The following is a 16,399-nucleotide window of genomic DNA, read 5'->3' as shown; positions in this document are numbered from 1 at the left end:
TATTAGTGTAATTGTTTTTTAGAAAATAAATGCGCCGCGCTGCCGGTAGCCGACTCTGTTTTGGGGGCAGCTTCAGCGGCGGGCGGCTCTTGTTTGGGCAGGCACTCAAAGTAAATATTCATTGCCGCCAGGCGCACATATTCTAATACCTCAAAAAAATCGCTTTCGCTTTGCTCGCTGCCATCCTCTTCGCTTAAACCAATTTGAGCTATGGCTGCCATATCACTTAAGGCCTCAGACACTTCATTAGAGTAAGCCTGTTGACCTTGGTCACTTTGTTTTTGCTTACCGGCTAAGGCAAAGCCGGTCAGAAAACCCTGACACCAAAAGCCTAGGCACTCTACCCGCTGACTAAGCTCTATATCATCATCGGGCAATAATAATTGCGCGTTTAAGCTGCCTTCGGCAAAGATAGCCTGGGTAGTCGCCAATAATTCGCTTAAGAGTTGATTGTCTTCATCACTGCCGGGCTCTACACCATCAATCAATCGCCAAGCTTGCTCCAACCACTCGGGCTCCGCCAGCTCTGCCCCCACCGCCAGCTGGCCCATTAAATAACCCTGCAATTGACTGGGGGGTAACATGGAACCTAGGCGCCAAAACACGGTGGCTAAGTCATCAAAATTCGGTGTCGCTAGCTCAGACATAAAAAACTCAATGTGGAGATAAAAATACGGGGATAAAATGCAGTTCACACTGCTATGGCGGCATCTTAGCGCCTTGCTACCACAAAATCGACACCCCTCTGCCCAGCTGGCCTACAGTGAGCAAACGCAAACTTGCGCACATTTTTCAAAACCCTCGGCAGGTTATTGAAATTATTAAGATTTATTACATTGACCCCACCGCTTTGCGCAACTATATTAAGCGGTGACTAAACCTTTATTAGACTAGGCGAATGGACGATCACAATTTGAAAGCGCTAAGCAAGAAAATTGAAGACTTGATTGAGTTTTGCGGCCAGCTAGACAGCGAAAACCGCAAGCTCAAAGCTGAGGCCAGAAACTGGCAACAGGAGCGCGAGCAGTTAATAGAAAAAACGGATATCGCGCGCAACCGCGTTGAAGCCATGATCACCAAATTAAAAGCCATAGAACAAGAATCTTAATGCGACCAGCAAGAGACCTACACATGAGTAGCAACGGCACCGTGACTGTAAAAATCCTAGGCAAAGATTATCAAATCGCTTGCCCCGAGGGCCAGGAACAGGCGTTGCAGCAATCCGCAGCCTATTTAGATCAAAAAATGGCCGGCATACGTAAGTCGGGCAAGGTCTTGGGCGTGGAGCGCATCGCGGTAATGGCGGCGCTTAATATCAGCCATGAGCTATTGGAAAATGGCCCGCAAACCGGCGCAGCCTCTAAGGCTAACAGCGACCAGATCAACAAGCTGGGCAATAAAATTGATGAGGCCCTGCACCGCTTTCGCCAATTAGATATAGGCTAGCCTTCTTTCCTCTGCCAATACCCTCTATAATTAGCCCAGCTCTCTCGTCTATTTGCCAGGTAGTTCAGACCCCTGAGCCGATGCTTATATACCCGGGGGTTTCTCGCCTTGTTGGCGTGCCTGTCCGCTTGACGGAAAGCCCGATACTAGTCAGAAACCACCACCTTGAACCGCTGGGTTCAAGGGCCAGACCGCCAGCGGTAGACAGGGAGAGCCCTATTCAAACCGCACCAACTAGCCACCCAGCAACAGCATAATAATCCTAAGGCCGGTTTCATCTGTGAGTAGCCCAGAACAATTAGAACAGCAAAAACGCCAGCTACGACAACACTTGCGCAGCCTGCGCAATGACCTCAGCAGCCAACAACAGCAACTCGCCAGCCAGCAACTCGCTGAGCTTATCAGCCATAGCCCTTATTACCGTACTGCCCAGCATATCGCTCTGTACTTGGCTAACGATGGCGAGATAGACCCCCAATACATACTTGAAAACGCCGTGGCCGCAGGCAAGCACTGCTACCTACCCGTGCTATGCCCCAACAACAGCCTGCGCTTTAGCCGCTACCGCCCCGGTGACAAGCTCACCCTCAACCGCTATGCCATACCTGAGCCCAGCCATCCCGACTATATTCCCGTTGCAGCACTGGATTTGGTGTTAATGCCGCTGGTGGGCTTTGACCGCAGCGGCGGCCGCTTGGGTATGGGGGGTGGTTTTTACGACCGAACCTTTGCCTGGCTGCAACAGTCAAGCAGCACTGAACACCCTAAATTACTGGGTTTGGCACATCATTGTCAGGAAGTGGCGACGCTAGAGCTAGCGAGCTGGGATATCCCTTTATCGGCGGTAGCCACCGATAAAGAGTTATTAATTATTTAGCGAACAAAACTTACGCTAAATACATCTGCAGGGTGCCCGTTAGTACGGTACCCACGCTAAATACAATCATTAATATCGTTAGTGAATCAACTTTGGTTAACACTGTTCTCTCCTAAACCCTGTTTCGGGCTTTCAATCAATTAGCCACTCCCTGCACATTAAGGAATAAATCCCACCGGCGCAAAGCCAATCCTCGTTCCTGTGATAGGCTCACAAGCCCGCCTGTTAACTACATCACAAGTACATCACAAGCTGGCGCGCATTAGGCATTTGCCTAAACGATTAACAAGATACGGCTATCGAAAATCATGCTATGGGGGCAATCGATAAACATTGGGCATCGTTTTTTATTGTTTTTATACCACCGAGCTACTACAACTAACTGCTGCCACCATAAACCACATGGGGCTACCAATAACAGCAGCATTACAGCTGGGCTCAAAATACTGGCAGAGTAATTGCCAATCCGCCAGTTTTTGCAGGGCTTTTTGTAATTATTTAACAAAAAAACTCACAAAAAGCCCTAAAAACTCCACATTTACGGCTAACACCGATACTACTGAGCGCTGAGAAACTGCTGATAAGCGCAGTTATCACTTTCATCGGTGTAGTTATAACCCAGCTTATCAAAGAAGGGCTTTAACTGTTTGCGCTGTTTTTTGGGCACTTGCATACCCACTAACACCCGGCCATAGGCCGAACCATGATTGCGGTAGTGGAACATGGAAATATTCCAGCGGCTGCCTAAGCAGGCCAGAAATTTATCCAAAGCACCGGGGCGCTCGGGAAACTCAAAGCGATACAACACCTCTTCTCCCGCGGCAAAAGGCGCATGCCCGCCCACCATATGACGCACATGCAGTTTAGCCATTTCATTATCGGTGAGGTCGGTCACTTGGTAGCCCTTATCGGCCAAGGCCTGCACCAGCTCCTCCCTGTCCTCCGGCTGCCCCGAGGTTTGCACCCCCACAAAAATACTGGCCTCTTTTTGCGAAGCATAGCGGTAATTAAATTCGGTGATATTGCGCTTGCCCAAGTCACTACAAAAGCGCTTAAAGCTGCCCGGGCGCTCGGGGATAATCACGCTGAGTATAGCCTCGCGCTTTTCGCCAATTTCCGTGCGCTCCGAAATATAACGCAAACGGTCAAAGTTAGTATTGGCACCACTATCTATGGCCAATAGCGTCTGCCCCTGGCAGCCGTTTTGCTCTATATATTTTTTCAGGCCCGCTAAAGCTAGCGCACCGGCGGGCTCGGCTATGGAGCGGGTATCGTCGAAGATATCTTTAATGGCTGCGCAGATTTCATCGGTATTGGCGGTAATCACCGCATCCACGGTTTTGCGTATCACCCTAAAGGTCTCTTTGCCTATTTGTGCCACTGCCACACCGTCGGCAAAAATACCTACCTGCGGTAAGACCGCGCGCCTGCCCTTTTCCATGGCCAGCTTAAGACAAGCTGCATCCTCTGGCTCTACCCCTATCACCTTGATATCCGGGCGCAGGTATTTGATATAGGCGGCCACACCGGCTAATAAACCGCCGCCGCCTACCGGCACAAACACCGCATCTAGCGGGCCGTTATGCTGGCGTAAAATTTCCATGCCTATGGTGCCTTGGCCGGCAATTACCTCGGGGTCATCATAGGGGTGCACAAAGACCAGACCTTTTTGCTCCATCAATTGATAGGCGTGTTTAGAGGCCTCATCAAAGGTGTCACCGTGCAGCACCACCTTGGCACCGCGGCTGCGCACAGCATCCACTTTGATTTGCGGGGTGGTTTTGGGCATCACTATGGTGGCCTTCACCCCCATTTTTAAGGCTGCCATAGACAAGCCCTGAGCATGGTTGCCCGCCGAGGCGGCCACCACCCCTTTGCTGAGCTGCTCTTCACTAAGGTGCATCATCTTGTTGTAGGCACCGCGCAGCTTAAAGGAGAATACCGGCTGTAAATCTTCACGCTTAAGCAAAATTTCATTATTAAAGCGCTTAGACAGGGCGGGAGCTTTATCAATTGGCGTCTCTATGGCCACATCGTAGACACGGGCTTCGAGTATTTTTTTGATATAGCGCTGCGGCATGGCAAGCAAACTCCCAAGAAATAAATAGTGATGAGGACGTCAGCCTGCCATAGTAATCGCTTGCACAAAAAAATTCAGCACAAAGCTGGTCTGGCGGGCCTTAGCCTATAAAAAAATGACTCAAAACCGAGATATCTTTTCCATTCGCGCTGCAGCTCTCTATAATTAGGGCCTTCACACCACCAGCACAGAGCCCCAACATGACCCAAGACGAGTTAAAACAAGCCGTAGCCAAAGCCGCATTGGATTATATAAAGCCCCACATCGATGAGCACACGGTGATAGGCATAGGTACTGGCTCCACCGCTAACTACTTCATCGATTACTTAGCTGAAATTAAAGCCGAGGTTAATGCCACCGTAGCCAGCTCAGAGGCCTCAGCTCAGCGCTTAAAGCAACACGGCATACCCGTATTTGATTTAAACAGCGTGGATGAAATCAGCTTTTATATAGACGGCGCTGACGAAAGCAATCATCAACTGCAGCTGATCAAAGGTGGTGGCGCGGCGCTTACTCGCGAAAAAATTGTCGCCGCCTGCGCCAAAGAGTTTGTCTGTATCGCCGACGAAAGCAAGTTAGTCGACACCTTGGGCAGCTTCCCACTGCCGGTAGAGGTTATCCCCATGGCCCGCAGCCATGTTGCACGTGAGTTGGTGAAGTTAGGCGGTGACCCGGTCTACCGTCAAGGCGTAAGCACTGACAACGGCAATATCATTCTCGATGTCTATAATTTTGCTATTGCCGACGCCCTGGCGGTAGAAAGCGCCATCAATCAAATTACCGGAGTGGTTACTAACGGCCTATTTGCCCAACGCCCTGCGGATATATTATTGTTAGCCACTCAAAATGGTGTAAAACAGCTACACTGTTGAGACCAAGTGCCTGCTAATGTTTAGCCTAATGTCGCTATAAGTAATTAAACATTAAAGGCATTGGCTCATTGGCCGACATCTACTTTCACGGAATCGCTTAATCATTTGCGCAATGCATTACAAGAGAACAGGTATTAATCATGAATAGACTTAGTGTGGGCCAACGCCTTGCCGTTTTGGTAGCTGTGCCACTGATCATTATTATTCTATTGGTCATCTCTTCACTCTCCTCTTTCTCAACTATTAATAATGGCGTGGGCCGCATCTATGATGACCGGGTAGTACCGCTTACCCAGCTAAAATCCATTATGGATGGTTATACCGATATTATTAACGCTATTAACAAGGCCGATAATGGCCTGAAAAACCCTGATGAAGCCTTAAAAGAACTGCGTAAAGGCGAGGAGATGATTAAAACCAATTGGGCCAGCTATACCCGTAGCCGTCTTAATGAGGAGGAGCGCAAGCTGGTTGAATCTACCAATTCCAAATTTGGTGCCGCCGACACCATTATCGACGAAGCTGCTGAAATATTAGCCAGCATGGGCAGCACCTTGGCTTTTGACGAATACGGTGACACCTTGATCACCGACTACAACGGTGACCTATTCGAATACACCGACCCTATCGCCACAGAGATTGCCGCCTTAATCGAGTTGCAATTAAATATCGCCAAACAAGAGCGCCAAAACGCCCAAAGCATTTACGACGACTCTTTTAATCTATTGATTACCTTAGGCCTGATTGCCGCCGTGCTGATGACCGTATCCGGCATTATCGTGGGCCGCTCTATCTCCAAGCCGCTAAACGAATTACGCGCCTTAATCCAGCAGGTGGATGCCGACCAAGACCTCACCGTTAAAATCAGCATAGAGCAAAAAGATGAAATCGGTGAAGTAGCAGCAGCCTTCCAGCGCATGGTTAACCGCTTTAGCGGCATACTGGCGGATGTACGTGACACCAGTTTCCAAATTCAAGACTTTGCCAACTCACTGTCTAATAACACTGAGATCACCCGTGAAGGCGTCAAAGTACAAACGCGCGAAACAGACCAGGTCGCCACCGCTACCACTGAAATGACCCACGCCATAGAAGAAGTTAGCCGCAACGCCTCACAAGCTGCCAGCGCCGCCAATGACGCCAACCGCGAAACCATTGATGGTAATGCGGTATTAGAAGAAACCATCAACTCTATTAACAGCTTAGCCAGTCGCATTAACGCCTCTAGCGAAGTGATTAATCGTGTTGAAACCGACAGCTCTGCCATAGGCACCGTGTTAGACGTTATACGCGGCATTGCCGAACAAACTAACCTACTAGCACTTAATGCCGCTATCGAAGCTGCCAGAGCGGGCGAACAGGGCCGCGGCTTTGCGGTTGTTGCCGATGAGGTACGTTCATTAGCACAGCGCACCGCCGAATCCACGCAGGAAATTCAGCAAATGATAGAGCGCCTGCAAAGTGGTGCACAGGAAGCGGTTAAGTCTATGTCAGAAGGCACCGACGAAATGAGCCGCACGCTGGAGCGCGCCGCCAAAGCTGGCCAGTCATTAACGGCTATAGCCAAGGCCGTACAGCTGATCAACGAAATGAACTCGCAAATCGCCGCCGCCACTGACGAACAAAAAACCGTATCCCAGGAAATATCCCATAACGTGGTTAATATTTCTGACGTTGCCAAAAGTTCAGAACACTCCGTGGCCGAAATTGATCAAGCCAGTTCACAGCTTAAAGATGTGTCCAACCGCTTAGCCAGCTTGGTAAATGAATTTAAAACCCAATAAAAAAACAAACATGCGTTAGCAAAAAAAGGAAGGCTTAGCCTTCCTTTTTTTATGCCTAGCATTTGCTGACACAACATGACAAAAAACTTATAGCCCATACATACAGGCGGTTGACAATATTGGGGAGAAACACAAAGATGAGTTAATACAAAAAACAGCCCTAGTGGCTAAGGACAATAATAATGCCAGCCCTAAAACACGCACTATTGATAGCCAGCACTATCACCATCGCCAGCCTAAGCAGTCTGTCTGCCAGCGCCGCAGAAAACAAGCTTGCAAAACCCGCCGTGATGACTCAGCAAGATATAGCCGGGGATATTTTTAAACGCCCCGATGTGATTATTGAAAAACGCGACAACGGCACTCAAGCTTTAGATGTAGTTTCACTGCTAAGCAGCGACAAAAAATTTGTTAGCGGCATGTATAAAGCCGAAGCTGGCCGCTTTGAAATTACTGAGCCTTACGGCGTTGATGAGTATATGTACTTTTTAGAAGGCGGCGTCACACTAACCTCTAGCGATGGCACAGTCACCGAAATCAAAGCTGGCGATGCCGTCACCATTGCTAAAGAGTGGACTGGTATTTGGGACACCCCAGGCTATACCAAAATCTATGTGATCTACTCACCCGATAAGCCCATGGATTAAGAGCTCAGCCCTATGTCTAACAAGCCCGCTATTGATCGCCGCGACTTTCTTAATGGCATGGCCTTAAGCTTGGGAGCCAGTGCCATTAGCTCCCCGCTAAGCGCCCTAGCTAACAACACAGCAGCCCAGGCCAGCCCTGCTTATTATCCCCCGGCGCTTACCGGCCTGCGTGGCACCCACAAGGGTGCATTTGAAGTGGCGCACTCAATCGCCTGGCAGGGCAAACAATGGCCTATACCCAGCCAGCAAACTGATAGCGATTACGATTTAGTGGTGGTCGGCGGTGGTCTCTCCGGGCTAAGTGCCGCGCTGTTATTTCAACAGCAGGCTGGCGCCCACAGCCGCATATTAATTATAGAAAACCACGATGACTTTGGCGGCCACGCCAAGCGCAATGAATTTACCGTGGATGGCAAGCAACTGATTAGCTATGGCGGCAGCCAATCCATAGATACACCTTCGGGTTTTTCTAAAGCATCGGCACAGCTATTAAAAGATCTGGCTATAGACACTGCTCGCTTTAATGATTATTACGACAGTAATTTCAAAAAAAAATGGGGCTTAAAATACGGCTTATATTTTAGCGAACAGCACTATGGCAAAAATGTATTGGCCGAAAACCCTTTTAGCTGGCACGGTGAAAAACTAGCCTCATTAAAAGACACTATAGACAGCTACCCCATTTCAGACAGCGCCAAAAAAAGCCTATTAAATTATCTTAATGATTCACAGGATATCACTCTGCCAGCCTGGAGCTATGCAGAAAAAATAGAGCGCTTACGCAAGCTCAGCTATTACGATTTTCTTAAGCAGTACGCCAAACTCACGCACGAAGCCATCAACACCTTTAATGGCAATCTGAAAGGCCTGTGGGGCGTAGGCTGGGACGCACTCTCAACGCTGGAAGCCGTGCGTATGGGCATGCCAGGCACTGAACGGCTAGGCATTAACTACGATGATATTAACACCCATGTAGGCGATGAAGAGCCCTATATTTACCACTTCCCCGATGGCAATGCCGGCATAGCTCGCGCCTTGGTACGCAGGCTGATACCCGCAAGTATGGCCGGAACAAACATGGAAGAGCTGGTGCTCAACAAGATCGATTACAGCCGCTTAGATAAAAGTGACTCCCCTGTGCGCTTACGCCTAAACAGCACCGTTGTTAAAGTGCAGCACAGTCAGGATAGCCAACACGTTAACATCAGCTATGTGAAACAAGGGCAAAGCTTTAGAGTACAGGCTAAGCACTGCATCATGGCTTGCTACAACAATATCATTCCCCACATTTGTCCTGAAGTGTCAGAGCAGCAAAAAACCGCCATAGGCTATGCCAGCAAAGTACCGTTGGTATATGCCAATGTTGCGGTGAAAAACTGGCGCGCTTTTGCCAAAGCCGGTTACAGTGGTTTTCATATTCCCAACAATCCACTGTTTCACAATGTTGAGCTGGACTTCCCTGTTAGCATGGGCGGCTACCAGTTTGCGCAAAATCCCGACCAACCTATAGTGCTGCACTGCAGCATGGTTCCCACCGCCCCCTATCAGGGTTTAACAGGACGCGAACAACATAAACGTGGTCGGCAGCAGCTGTACCAACTTTCTTTCCAAGATTTTGAAAAAGATTTATTCAGCATATTGGATGGCGCACTATCACCCTACGGCTTTGATGCCGTTAAAGAGATAGCCGCCATTACTGTGAACCGCTGGCCCCATGGCTACGCCTATGAATATAACGAGCTGTTTGAACCCAAGGATTGGAATAGAAATAACGGCCCGCATATTGCTGGCCGGGCTCAAATCGGGCGCATCTCTATCGCCAACTCTGACGCCTGTGCCTACGCCTATGTTAATGGCGCGTTTGACGCGGCCCACCGCGCAGTCACTGAGCAAATTAATAGCTAACCATAGCTGTGGCTTAGGGATAAGCCCACTTTTTGAGCTATATCAATTACTCGCTAGCGCGAACAACTATACTGCATAACCATACCTTTATTGCAAAGAGAGCAACCATGCAGCCTTTACCCCATCACTACACCGTGACCGCCCGCGCTGAAGAACAGACCAACCTAGAACTAGCCAGCGATAATTTACCTACACTCACTTGCGCCCCGCCCAAAGACTTTGACGGCCCCGGCGACCTATGGTCACCAGAAGATTTATTAATGGCCTCAGTGGCCAGCTGTTTTGTTTTATCTTTTCGCGCCATTGCCAATGCCTCAAAGCTCTCCTGGCAGCAGATTGACTGCCAATCGCAAGGCACCTTAGATAAGGTTGAGCGCAGCATGCAGTTCACCCGTATCGACACTACTGTCAAACTGCTAATCACTGACCCACAAGATAAAGACAAAGCAGAAAAACTATTACATAAGGCTGAACAAAGCTGCTTAGTGTTAAATTCTATGACTTCGCAGTCACAACTACAGTGCGAGATTAGCAGCGCCAGCTAAATCTAGTCGGGCTGTTATAGCGGCAAAGCAACAGCTATAGTTATTGCTACTTTCAACTAAGCAAGTAGCTGCCTCATGAATATACAGCCCTATTTTGAGCAACAAGGCTCAGGCCCGCCTATCGTTTTTATACACGGTTCATTTGCCAGCTATAACACGTGGAAAAAATATTGTGAGCAACTCAGCAACAAATATCTCTGCATTAGCATTAAGCTACCCGGCCACGGCGGTGCGCCGCCACTAGCCAATAGCAACCCCGCCGACATAAGCGGCGAAACAGCACTGATTAAGCAGATTGTAACTAGCCTCAGCGATCAACCCGCACATATAGTCGGCCACTCCTACGGTGCTGTAGTCGCCTTAGCACTGGCCTTAGAAAACACCTTGGCACTCAGCAAGCTCAGTTTATTTGAGCCAGTATCTGGATGGTTATTACAATACCAGCAACGCACTCAGGCAGAGTTAACCATACTTAATCAGTTTGTAGCCGACTACAAACTAACTATTGCCCAACAGCAGCCACAGGCCTGCGCCAAAGTCATAGACTTTTGGGGTGGCGAAAACAGCTACGCCTCACTGCCTGAATTTATCCAAAACAGTATGCCGCCCTTAACCCAACTTAATATAAAGCATTGGCAGCAATGCATGGCACTAAGCTATAACTTGAGAGATTTAAGCCAACTCAATATTGCCACCCAAGTGATTTATGGCGACCAATCCAACCCCATATTAAAAACCATAGCCCAGCTAATTACTGAGCACACTCCCCATAGCCAAATCCATTGCATAGCCGGGGCCAGTCACTTTTTAGTAAACAGCCATAGCGATGCTTGTATCAATATATTGCAGCAGCCTATAAACAGCTAACGCTTTTATAAAACTTATTTGACGCCTTAATTTACACTTTCATGCTGATCACACACATGCACCTCTACAGTCACATGCACTAAGCCCAAAGACGCAGGCAAACGTGCCTTATAGTCATTAGCTGTGGCAGGATTATGAGCGACCACGGTAATCAGTGCCGAGTAAATATTGGGCCCTATAGACCACACATGCAGGTCAGTCACACGGCTGTCATCATCGCCTTCTAAGGCTAGCTTTATGTGTTCACGCAAAGGTTTAGGTGCCTGCTTATCCAGCAACACGGCACTGGTAGTTTTCAATAAACCATAGGACCAACGCGCTATTAATATTGCTCCCACTATGCCCATCACCGGATCCATCCACATAAAGCCATAATATTTAGCAGCAACCAGGGCCACTATAGCTAGTACCGAGGTTAGGGCGTCGGCCAACACATGCAGGTAAGCTGACGTTAAATTGTGATCGTGATGGTGATCGTGGCTATCATGATGACCGTGATCATGATCATGGTCATGGTCATGGTCATGGTCATGAACGCCTAAGATAAACGCACACAGCGCATTAACCAGCAAACCCAATACCGCAACGGCAATGGCTTGGTTAAACACTATAGCGACGGGGTTAAGCAAACGCTCAATACTCTCAACCACCATAAACACAGCAAAAATAACCAGTACTAACGCCCCCGTAAAGCCACCTAAGGCATTCACCTTGCCGGTGCCAAAACTAAAGCCGCGATTACTGGCGTGGCGCCGAGCATAAATATAGGCAAAGGCGGTAATAGCTAAGGCCACGGTGTGCGAGGCCATATGCAGGCCGTCGGCTAACAAAGCCATGGAACCGTAGAGTATGCCCGCGCTAATTTCTACCACCATCATAATGGCGGTAATAGCAATTACGATTAATGTTTTAGACTCGCCGGGGCGGCGCTGATCCTGATCAAAGGTATGTTCGTGCTGCCAAGCCTGTAGATTATGTTCATGCATGATAGATCTCACTTTACGCGCTAGCACCTAGCGTTTAATTTAGCTCATGGTAATACTGGCATTGCTCTAGCTATAAAAAATCCGTATTAATAAATTTGCAGCAAGGTCGCGTTGCCTAGCGCAAATCATGGCCACTCCCTATATACAGCGCCCAATAATAGCCTACGCCAAGAAAAAAGCTCCACTCAAAAGAGCGGAGCAAAACGTCGTTGCGAACAACGACCCGTAAACCTGCAATAGCGATTAAGCTTAGCGCTTAAAAACTGTATTTAGCCTCTAAGCTAATCGAGCGTTCAGTGGCGGGGTAACGGCCGGCTGGGCTAACATCTATGCCGCGGAAATAATATTCCTTATCAAATACATTATTAACCGATAGCGCCGTAAACAAACTGTGCTCGTTAGCCAAGGCAAAAGTTTTGCTGATTTGTAAATTCCACACCGTGTAAGCGGGCAACTCACCAACCGTGCCACTCACATTTTCGACTTTGGTATTGGCATTATCGCTATATGAGCTGCTGTAATAGTAGCCCGATAACATCATATCTATATCCTGCCACTGGTAACTGGCATCCCAGCTCAGTTGATGTTTAGAGGCGTAGGGTAACTCCTTGCCTTTATCCACGCCCTCTAGCTGCTCACTATCTAAGTAGCTATAAGCCATGTGTAATTTTAAAGCGGGTAAGGCGGCAACAGCGTAAAACACTTCCAGCTCTACACCTTGGTGTTGAGTGGCACCTACGTTTTCAAAGCTTTGATTAGTACTGTTGTATAGCAACTGATCTTTAAAATCTATGCGATATAAAGAAGCGCTAACGCTGGCATTTTCTGACCAGTTATAGCGGGTGCCCAATTCATAGTTCCAAGCCAATTCGGCACCTTCATTACCGCTGCCGCGTATCACCGCTATTTGCGGCACCCGCAATGAGCGCTGGGCATTGCCGTAAAAAAACCAGGCTTCATCACTGGCATAACCTACGGTTAGGCCCGGCAAGGTTTCAGTGATTTTATTATCCGCCTCGGTGTTAAGGCCTAGGTCAGTAAATTCCATATCGACTTGTTCAAAACGTACCCCGGGGGTGATGCTAAGCTGATCATTTAGCAAGCTTATTTCATCACTCACATAGGCGGCGATAGCGCTGGTTTGTAAACGCCAGTCGCGAGGTGTGGTTTTAATGCCGGTACTGATATCGGTTTGCTCCAGCTTATAATCTATATCTTCCTCTACAAAGCGACTGCCTATAGTGACTTTGTGGCTCACTTGCTCACCGCTAAATTGCAAGCTTACCCTAGGTTCAGTACCCCACACTGAAAACTCTCGGGGCGAGCTGCGCAAATGGGTTACCGGCGCACTGCTGTCGGCCCAGTGCGTTGCATCGGGATGAGTGCTAAACCCCCAATCAAAGTTGCGGCTGGAGTCATGGCCAAAGGCCATCCAATCAAACTCACCGGCGTCGGCACCTGCCAGGTTTTTAAACTGATAGTTATAGCGCGTGGTGATGCGTTTGGTATTGCCTTGGAACTCATCTTCTAATCGCAGCGACTGGCTGCGATCTTGTTTATAGGCAGCGGTAGTTAATGCGCCGGGCATTTCGGTATCGGCATCATAGTATTGCAAAGTCGTGGCTAGGGTTTGCTGCTCGTCTATGGCCCACTCTGTTTTTAACAACCAGTTTTGCACCTCGGTATCCGAGTGCTCGCGGAAGGACTCCCCTTTAATTAAATTACCTTCCAATTGCAGGGCAAAATTATCGCTAAGCTTGCCACCTGTTTGCACATAGCTATCGGAGAGTAAGTTACCGCCAGAAAAAGATGTTAGCTTTTCAGACAAGCTAGTGCGCCACTGCTCAGGTATCGCTTTAGTCACCAGGTTGATCACGCCGCCTACATTGTTGGGGCCGTATTGCACCGCCGCACCACCACGCACTATATCGATGCGATCCAAACTTTTAAGCGTCATGGGAAACAAGGACTGGCCTGTATGGCCATAGGGGGCCAAGGTCAGTGGCACGCCATCTAATAAAAACTGGGTATAGCCACTACGGCTGGCGTTAAGGCCGCGCACCGCAACATTGGGCAATACGCCGGTGCCGGTTTCATCTTGTACTTTAATACCTGAAACACTTTGCAGGGCACCGTCTATAGAAAGTACGGCGTTTTTTTCTAACATCTCGGCGCTAATAATATTGCGGTTGCCGGGGTAAAACTGCACCTCTTCGGGCAATGAGCTGCCCAGTACACTGCCGCTGATAATCACTTCTTCTATGGGCTGGGCGCTATCGCTAGCATAAACGGGCAAGGTCGTGGTAATGATGGCTGTGGCCAGAGCTGTTGGTGCATAGCGCTGCTGTACTAATATCATGGTGGTGGGTCTCTTGTTGTTGCACATCCGCCACTAGCCTTAGCGATAGCAAGAAGCCCCCTAGCCAGGTTTAATTAACGGTGTGCCAAATGTTTATTGCAATGCAACGCGAGGCCAGGCCAGCTACAGACATACAGTTATCTGTATTCTAACTAGCGCCCGTACACGCGAACGATAATGCGAATTATTATCATTAGCAAACAAAAGTCAAGTTCCCCATGTTGATTCGGCATAATAAAAAGCCCACCACCACAACCAGAGCTGATCTAGATTAACCACAAAGTAAAGCCTAAAAGCTATAGTCGCCGCTTAGCGACGTGCTTCCGTCCAGCGCATGAGCAAGATAGCGATAGCGGCACAGCCGCCAAAGCCCATCACCAAGGGCTGCACACTGCCTTGGTAGGCGCCGCCTATTAACACCGCCAAAGGCACGGAGATTAAAGTCGATAGCGAGCCCACTACCGCAGCCCCTACCCCCGCTATATGCCCCAGTGGCTCCATCGCCAAGGCATTGATATTGCCGAACAATAGCCCTGTGCAAAATAAACTCACGAGAAAATACAGCACCAATAGCCACAAGGGTGGATGGCCCATAAACTGCCAAACAATCACACAAAACAACAACGACACCCCGGTTAACAACCACAGCGAACGGGCACAGATATACTGCATGCCAAAACGCATCACCAAACGGCCATTAGTAAACGAAGCGCCACCCACCGCCAGCGCTAATAATGCAAATAACGCGGGAAACCAGGCCCCTAATCCATATTGCTGCTGAAAAAGCTGCTGTGTGCTTGCCAAATAAGCCAGAAAAGCACCAAACACAAACCCTGCCATTAGGGTATAGCCCAAGGCAATTGGATTACTTAACACCTCAGCAATGGCACGTCTTATTTGCTGTAAAGAAAAAGGCACTCGCTGCTCAGGCAATAAGGTTTCGGGCTGGCGCCAGTAAAACCACAATAGCACCAACAAGCCCTGCAGCAGTATGGCGATAAAAATCGCACGCCAACCCGCCAATGCTAAAATGGCTTGGCCCACGGCTGGTGCAAGCATAGGTGCCAATATAAACACCGTCATAATAAAGGACATCACTCGCGCCATAGCTTGGCCTTGATACATATCCCGAATCAGGGCCATAGATACCGTGCGCGGAGCACCCAAGCCCATCCCCTGCAGGATACGACCTAGCAACATGGTAGAAAAATCCGTAGCCACAATAGACAGTAAACTACCCACCGCAAATACCGCCATGCCTATAGCTACTGCAGGCTTACGCCCCAGGCTATCGGACAAGGGGCCAAAAAATAACTGCCCCAGCGCCATACCTAAAAATAACAAAGAGATAATTAATTGGTTATCGTTGGCGTCGCTTACTTGCAAATCACGGCCTATTGCGGGTAAAGCTGGCAACATACAATCTATCGATAAGGCAACTAAGGAAGTCATTATCGCCATTAAGGCGATAAATTCCGGCATGGCCAAGGCAGGCTTAACGGTGGGGGTAGTCAACAATCATTACTCTTAACAATAGATGAATAAAGCTAGGGTAGCAGAAAGCCCTGTGCAAATATTCCTTAATCACAATCATAGCCTTCAGGCTCACTGCAATCCTTGCAAGTTTAAGCGGTAAGTTTAATCACGACATGAGCACAGTAAATATTGGCAGCTCTCTATTATCAGGATCAACCTCTTTTTTAAAAAAATAAATATTGCTAGCTATAAATATTTTCACGTGTAAAAACTCTTATTGATATTTTCACCCTGAACTTTTTTATTTTTGCACAGCTCCGTATTTTCTCTAGCAGTAGTAAAAAGCTCATGGCTATATACGTAAAATCACCTATATTTTTTCTAGCAAAATTAAAAACACTTAATAAGGCAGCCTAACAACTGGCCTTAGTCATAAAAAAAATGATAACTTCTATAATCTTAGATAAACTCAATTTTCAGTTTTCTTCGGCTTTCATAACGCTTGATCGCTATACAAGCAATTACTAATAATATGGCCGTGCTCGCTTATTCCAT

The 16,399-nt window shown here is 48.3% G+C and carries 14 protein-coding genes and 1 other RNA gene; 10 read left to right on the top strand and 5 right to left on the bottom strand.

Annotated elements, in window-relative coordinates; all coding sequences use genetic code 11:
* Positions 1-2 precede the first annotated feature (2 nt).
* Entirely contained in the window at positions 3-647 is a 645-nt protein-coding gene (locus NO559_RS05330) for a UPF0149 family protein (RefSeq protein WP_258330762.1), read from the bottom strand.
* A gap of 251 nt (positions 648-898) precedes the next feature.
* Here NO559_RS05330 and NO559_RS05325 point away from each other — a divergent pair, with 251 nt between their 5' ends.
* From NO559_RS05325 to NO559_RS05310, 4 genes are all read left to right on the top strand, one after another.
* Positions 899-1,108, top strand: a complete 210-nt coding sequence (locus tag NO559_RS05325; RefSeq protein ID WP_258330761.1) for a TIGR02449 family protein — start codon at positions 899-901, stop codon at positions 1,106-1,108.
* 23 nt (positions 1,109-1,131) lie between these two features.
* Positions 1,132-1,446: a cell division protein ZapA gene (locus tag NO559_RS05320; protein WP_258330760.1), complete on the top strand. Its 315-nt coding sequence runs from the start codon at positions 1,132-1,134 to the stop codon at positions 1,444-1,446.
* 37 nt (positions 1,447-1,483) lie between these two features.
* A non-coding RNA gene (gene ssrS, locus NO559_RS05315) (6S RNA) lies at positions 1,484-1,663 on the top strand.
* Between the two features lie 63 nt (positions 1,664-1,726).
* On the top strand, positions 1,727-2,323 hold the full coding sequence (locus NO559_RS05310) for a 5-formyltetrahydrofolate cyclo-ligase (RefSeq protein ID WP_258330759.1): 597 nt from the start codon (positions 1,727-1,729) through the stop codon (positions 2,321-2,323).
* A gap of 556 nt (positions 2,324-2,879) precedes the next feature.
* Here the strand turns inward: NO559_RS05310 and ilvA are convergent.
* On the bottom strand, positions 2,880-4,403 hold the full coding sequence (gene ilvA, locus NO559_RS05305; protein WP_258330758.1) for a threonine ammonia-lyase, biosynthetic: 1,524 nt from the start codon (positions 4,401-4,403) through the stop codon (positions 2,880-2,882).
* Between the two features lie 200 nt (positions 4,404-4,603).
* On the opposite strand from ilvA, the gene rpiA reads away from it, so the two are divergent.
* From rpiA to NO559_RS05275, 6 genes are all read left to right on the top strand, one after another.
* On the top strand, positions 4,604-5,275 hold the full coding sequence (gene rpiA / locus NO559_RS05300) for a ribose-5-phosphate isomerase RpiA (RefSeq protein WP_258330757.1): 672 nt from the start codon (positions 4,604-4,606) through the stop codon (positions 5,273-5,275).
* Between the two features lie 140 nt (positions 5,276-5,415).
* The gene (locus tag NO559_RS05295) at positions 5,416-7,059 is read left to right on the top strand and encodes a methyl-accepting chemotaxis protein (RefSeq protein ID WP_258330756.1); all 1,644 of its coding nucleotides are present in this window, start codon (positions 5,416-5,418) and stop codon (positions 7,057-7,059) included.
* Positions 7,060-7,241: 182 nt separating this feature from the next.
* Complete coding sequence (locus tag NO559_RS05290; RefSeq protein WP_258330755.1) at positions 7,242-7,706, top strand: cupin domain-containing protein; 465 nt, start codon at positions 7,242-7,244, stop codon at positions 7,704-7,706.
* 12 nt (positions 7,707-7,718) lie between these two features.
* Positions 7,719-9,611 (top strand): FAD/NAD(P)-binding protein, encoded by a 1,893-nt coding sequence (locus tag NO559_RS05285; RefSeq protein WP_258330754.1) that lies wholly within the window; start codon positions 7,719-7,721, stop codon positions 9,609-9,611.
* A gap of 107 nt (positions 9,612-9,718) precedes the next feature.
* Entirely contained in the window at positions 9,719-10,156 is a 438-nt protein-coding gene (locus NO559_RS05280) for an OsmC family protein (protein ID WP_258330753.1), read from the top strand.
* Positions 10,157-10,231: 75 nt separating this feature from the next.
* Entirely contained in the window at positions 10,232-11,023 is a 792-nt protein-coding gene (locus NO559_RS05275; RefSeq protein ID WP_258330752.1) for an alpha/beta fold hydrolase, read from the top strand.
* Positions 11,024-11,049: 26 nt separating this feature from the next.
* Here the strand turns inward: NO559_RS05275 and dmeF are convergent, their stop codons facing one another.
* The 3 genes from dmeF to NO559_RS05260 form a co-directional block, all read right to left on the bottom strand.
* Positions 11,050-12,009: a CDF family Co(II)/Ni(II) efflux transporter DmeF gene (dmeF, locus tag NO559_RS05270; protein WP_258330751.1), complete on the bottom strand. Its 960-nt coding sequence runs from the start codon at positions 12,007-12,009 to the stop codon at positions 11,050-11,052.
* Between the two features lie 256 nt (positions 12,010-12,265).
* Positions 12,266-14,368, bottom strand: a complete 2,103-nt coding sequence (locus NO559_RS05265; RefSeq protein ID WP_258330750.1) for a TonB-dependent siderophore receptor — start codon at positions 14,366-14,368, stop codon at positions 12,266-12,268.
* A gap of 309 nt (positions 14,369-14,677) precedes the next feature.
* Positions 14,678-15,886, bottom strand: a complete 1,209-nt coding sequence (locus NO559_RS05260; RefSeq protein WP_258330749.1) for a multidrug effflux MFS transporter — start codon at positions 15,884-15,886, stop codon at positions 14,678-14,680.
* Positions 15,887-16,399: the final 513 nt, after the last annotated feature.

Source organism: Dasania sp. GY-MA-18 (assembly GCF_024734385.1).
Taxonomy (GTDB): Bacteria; Pseudomonadota; Gammaproteobacteria; order Pseudomonadales; family Dasaniaceae; genus Dasania; species Dasania phycosphaerae.
Note: the sequence above shows the minus strand (reverse complement) of the source record. Positions and strands in the feature narration are given on the sequence as shown.

Bases quoted from the DNA above. Each gene is read 5' to 3' on its own strand.
- NO559_RS05325 (WP_258330761.1), top strand. From the start codon at position 899: ATGGACGATCACAATTTGAAAGCGCTAAGCAAGAAAATTGAAGACTTG.
- rpiA (WP_258330757.1), top strand. From the start codon at position 4,604: ATGACCCAAGACGAGTTAAAACAAGCCGTAGCCAAAGCCGCATTGGAT.
- dmeF (WP_258330751.1), bottom strand. From the start codon at position 12,009: ATGCATGAACATAATCTACAGGCTTGGCAGCACGAACATACCTTTGAT.
- NO559_RS05320 (WP_258330760.1), top strand. From the start codon at position 1,132: ATGAGTAGCAACGGCACCGTGACTGTAAAAATCCTAGGCAAAGATTAT.
- ilvA (WP_258330758.1), bottom strand. From the start codon at position 4,403: ATGCCGCAGCGCTATATCAAAAAAATACTCGAAGCCCGTGTCTACGAT.
- NO559_RS05275 (WP_258330752.1), top strand. From the start codon at position 10,232: ATGAATATACAGCCCTATTTTGAGCAACAAGGCTCAGGCCCGCCTATC.
- NO559_RS05265 (WP_258330750.1), bottom strand. From the start codon at position 14,368: ATGATATTAGTACAGCAGCGCTATGCACCAACAGCTCTGGCCACAGCC.
- NO559_RS05285 (WP_258330754.1), top strand. From the start codon at position 7,719: ATGTCTAACAAGCCCGCTATTGATCGCCGCGACTTTCTTAATGGCATG.
- NO559_RS05290 (WP_258330755.1), top strand. From the start codon at position 7,242: ATGCCAGCCCTAAAACACGCACTATTGATAGCCAGCACTATCACCATC.
- NO559_RS05295 (WP_258330756.1), top strand. From the start codon at position 5,416: ATGAATAGACTTAGTGTGGGCCAACGCCTTGCCGTTTTGGTAGCTGTG.
- NO559_RS05330 (WP_258330762.1), bottom strand. From the start codon at position 647: ATGTCTGAGCTAGCGACACCGAATTTTGATGACTTAGCCACCGTGTTT.
- NO559_RS05280 (WP_258330753.1), top strand. From the start codon at position 9,719: ATGCAGCCTTTACCCCATCACTACACCGTGACCGCCCGCGCTGAAGAA.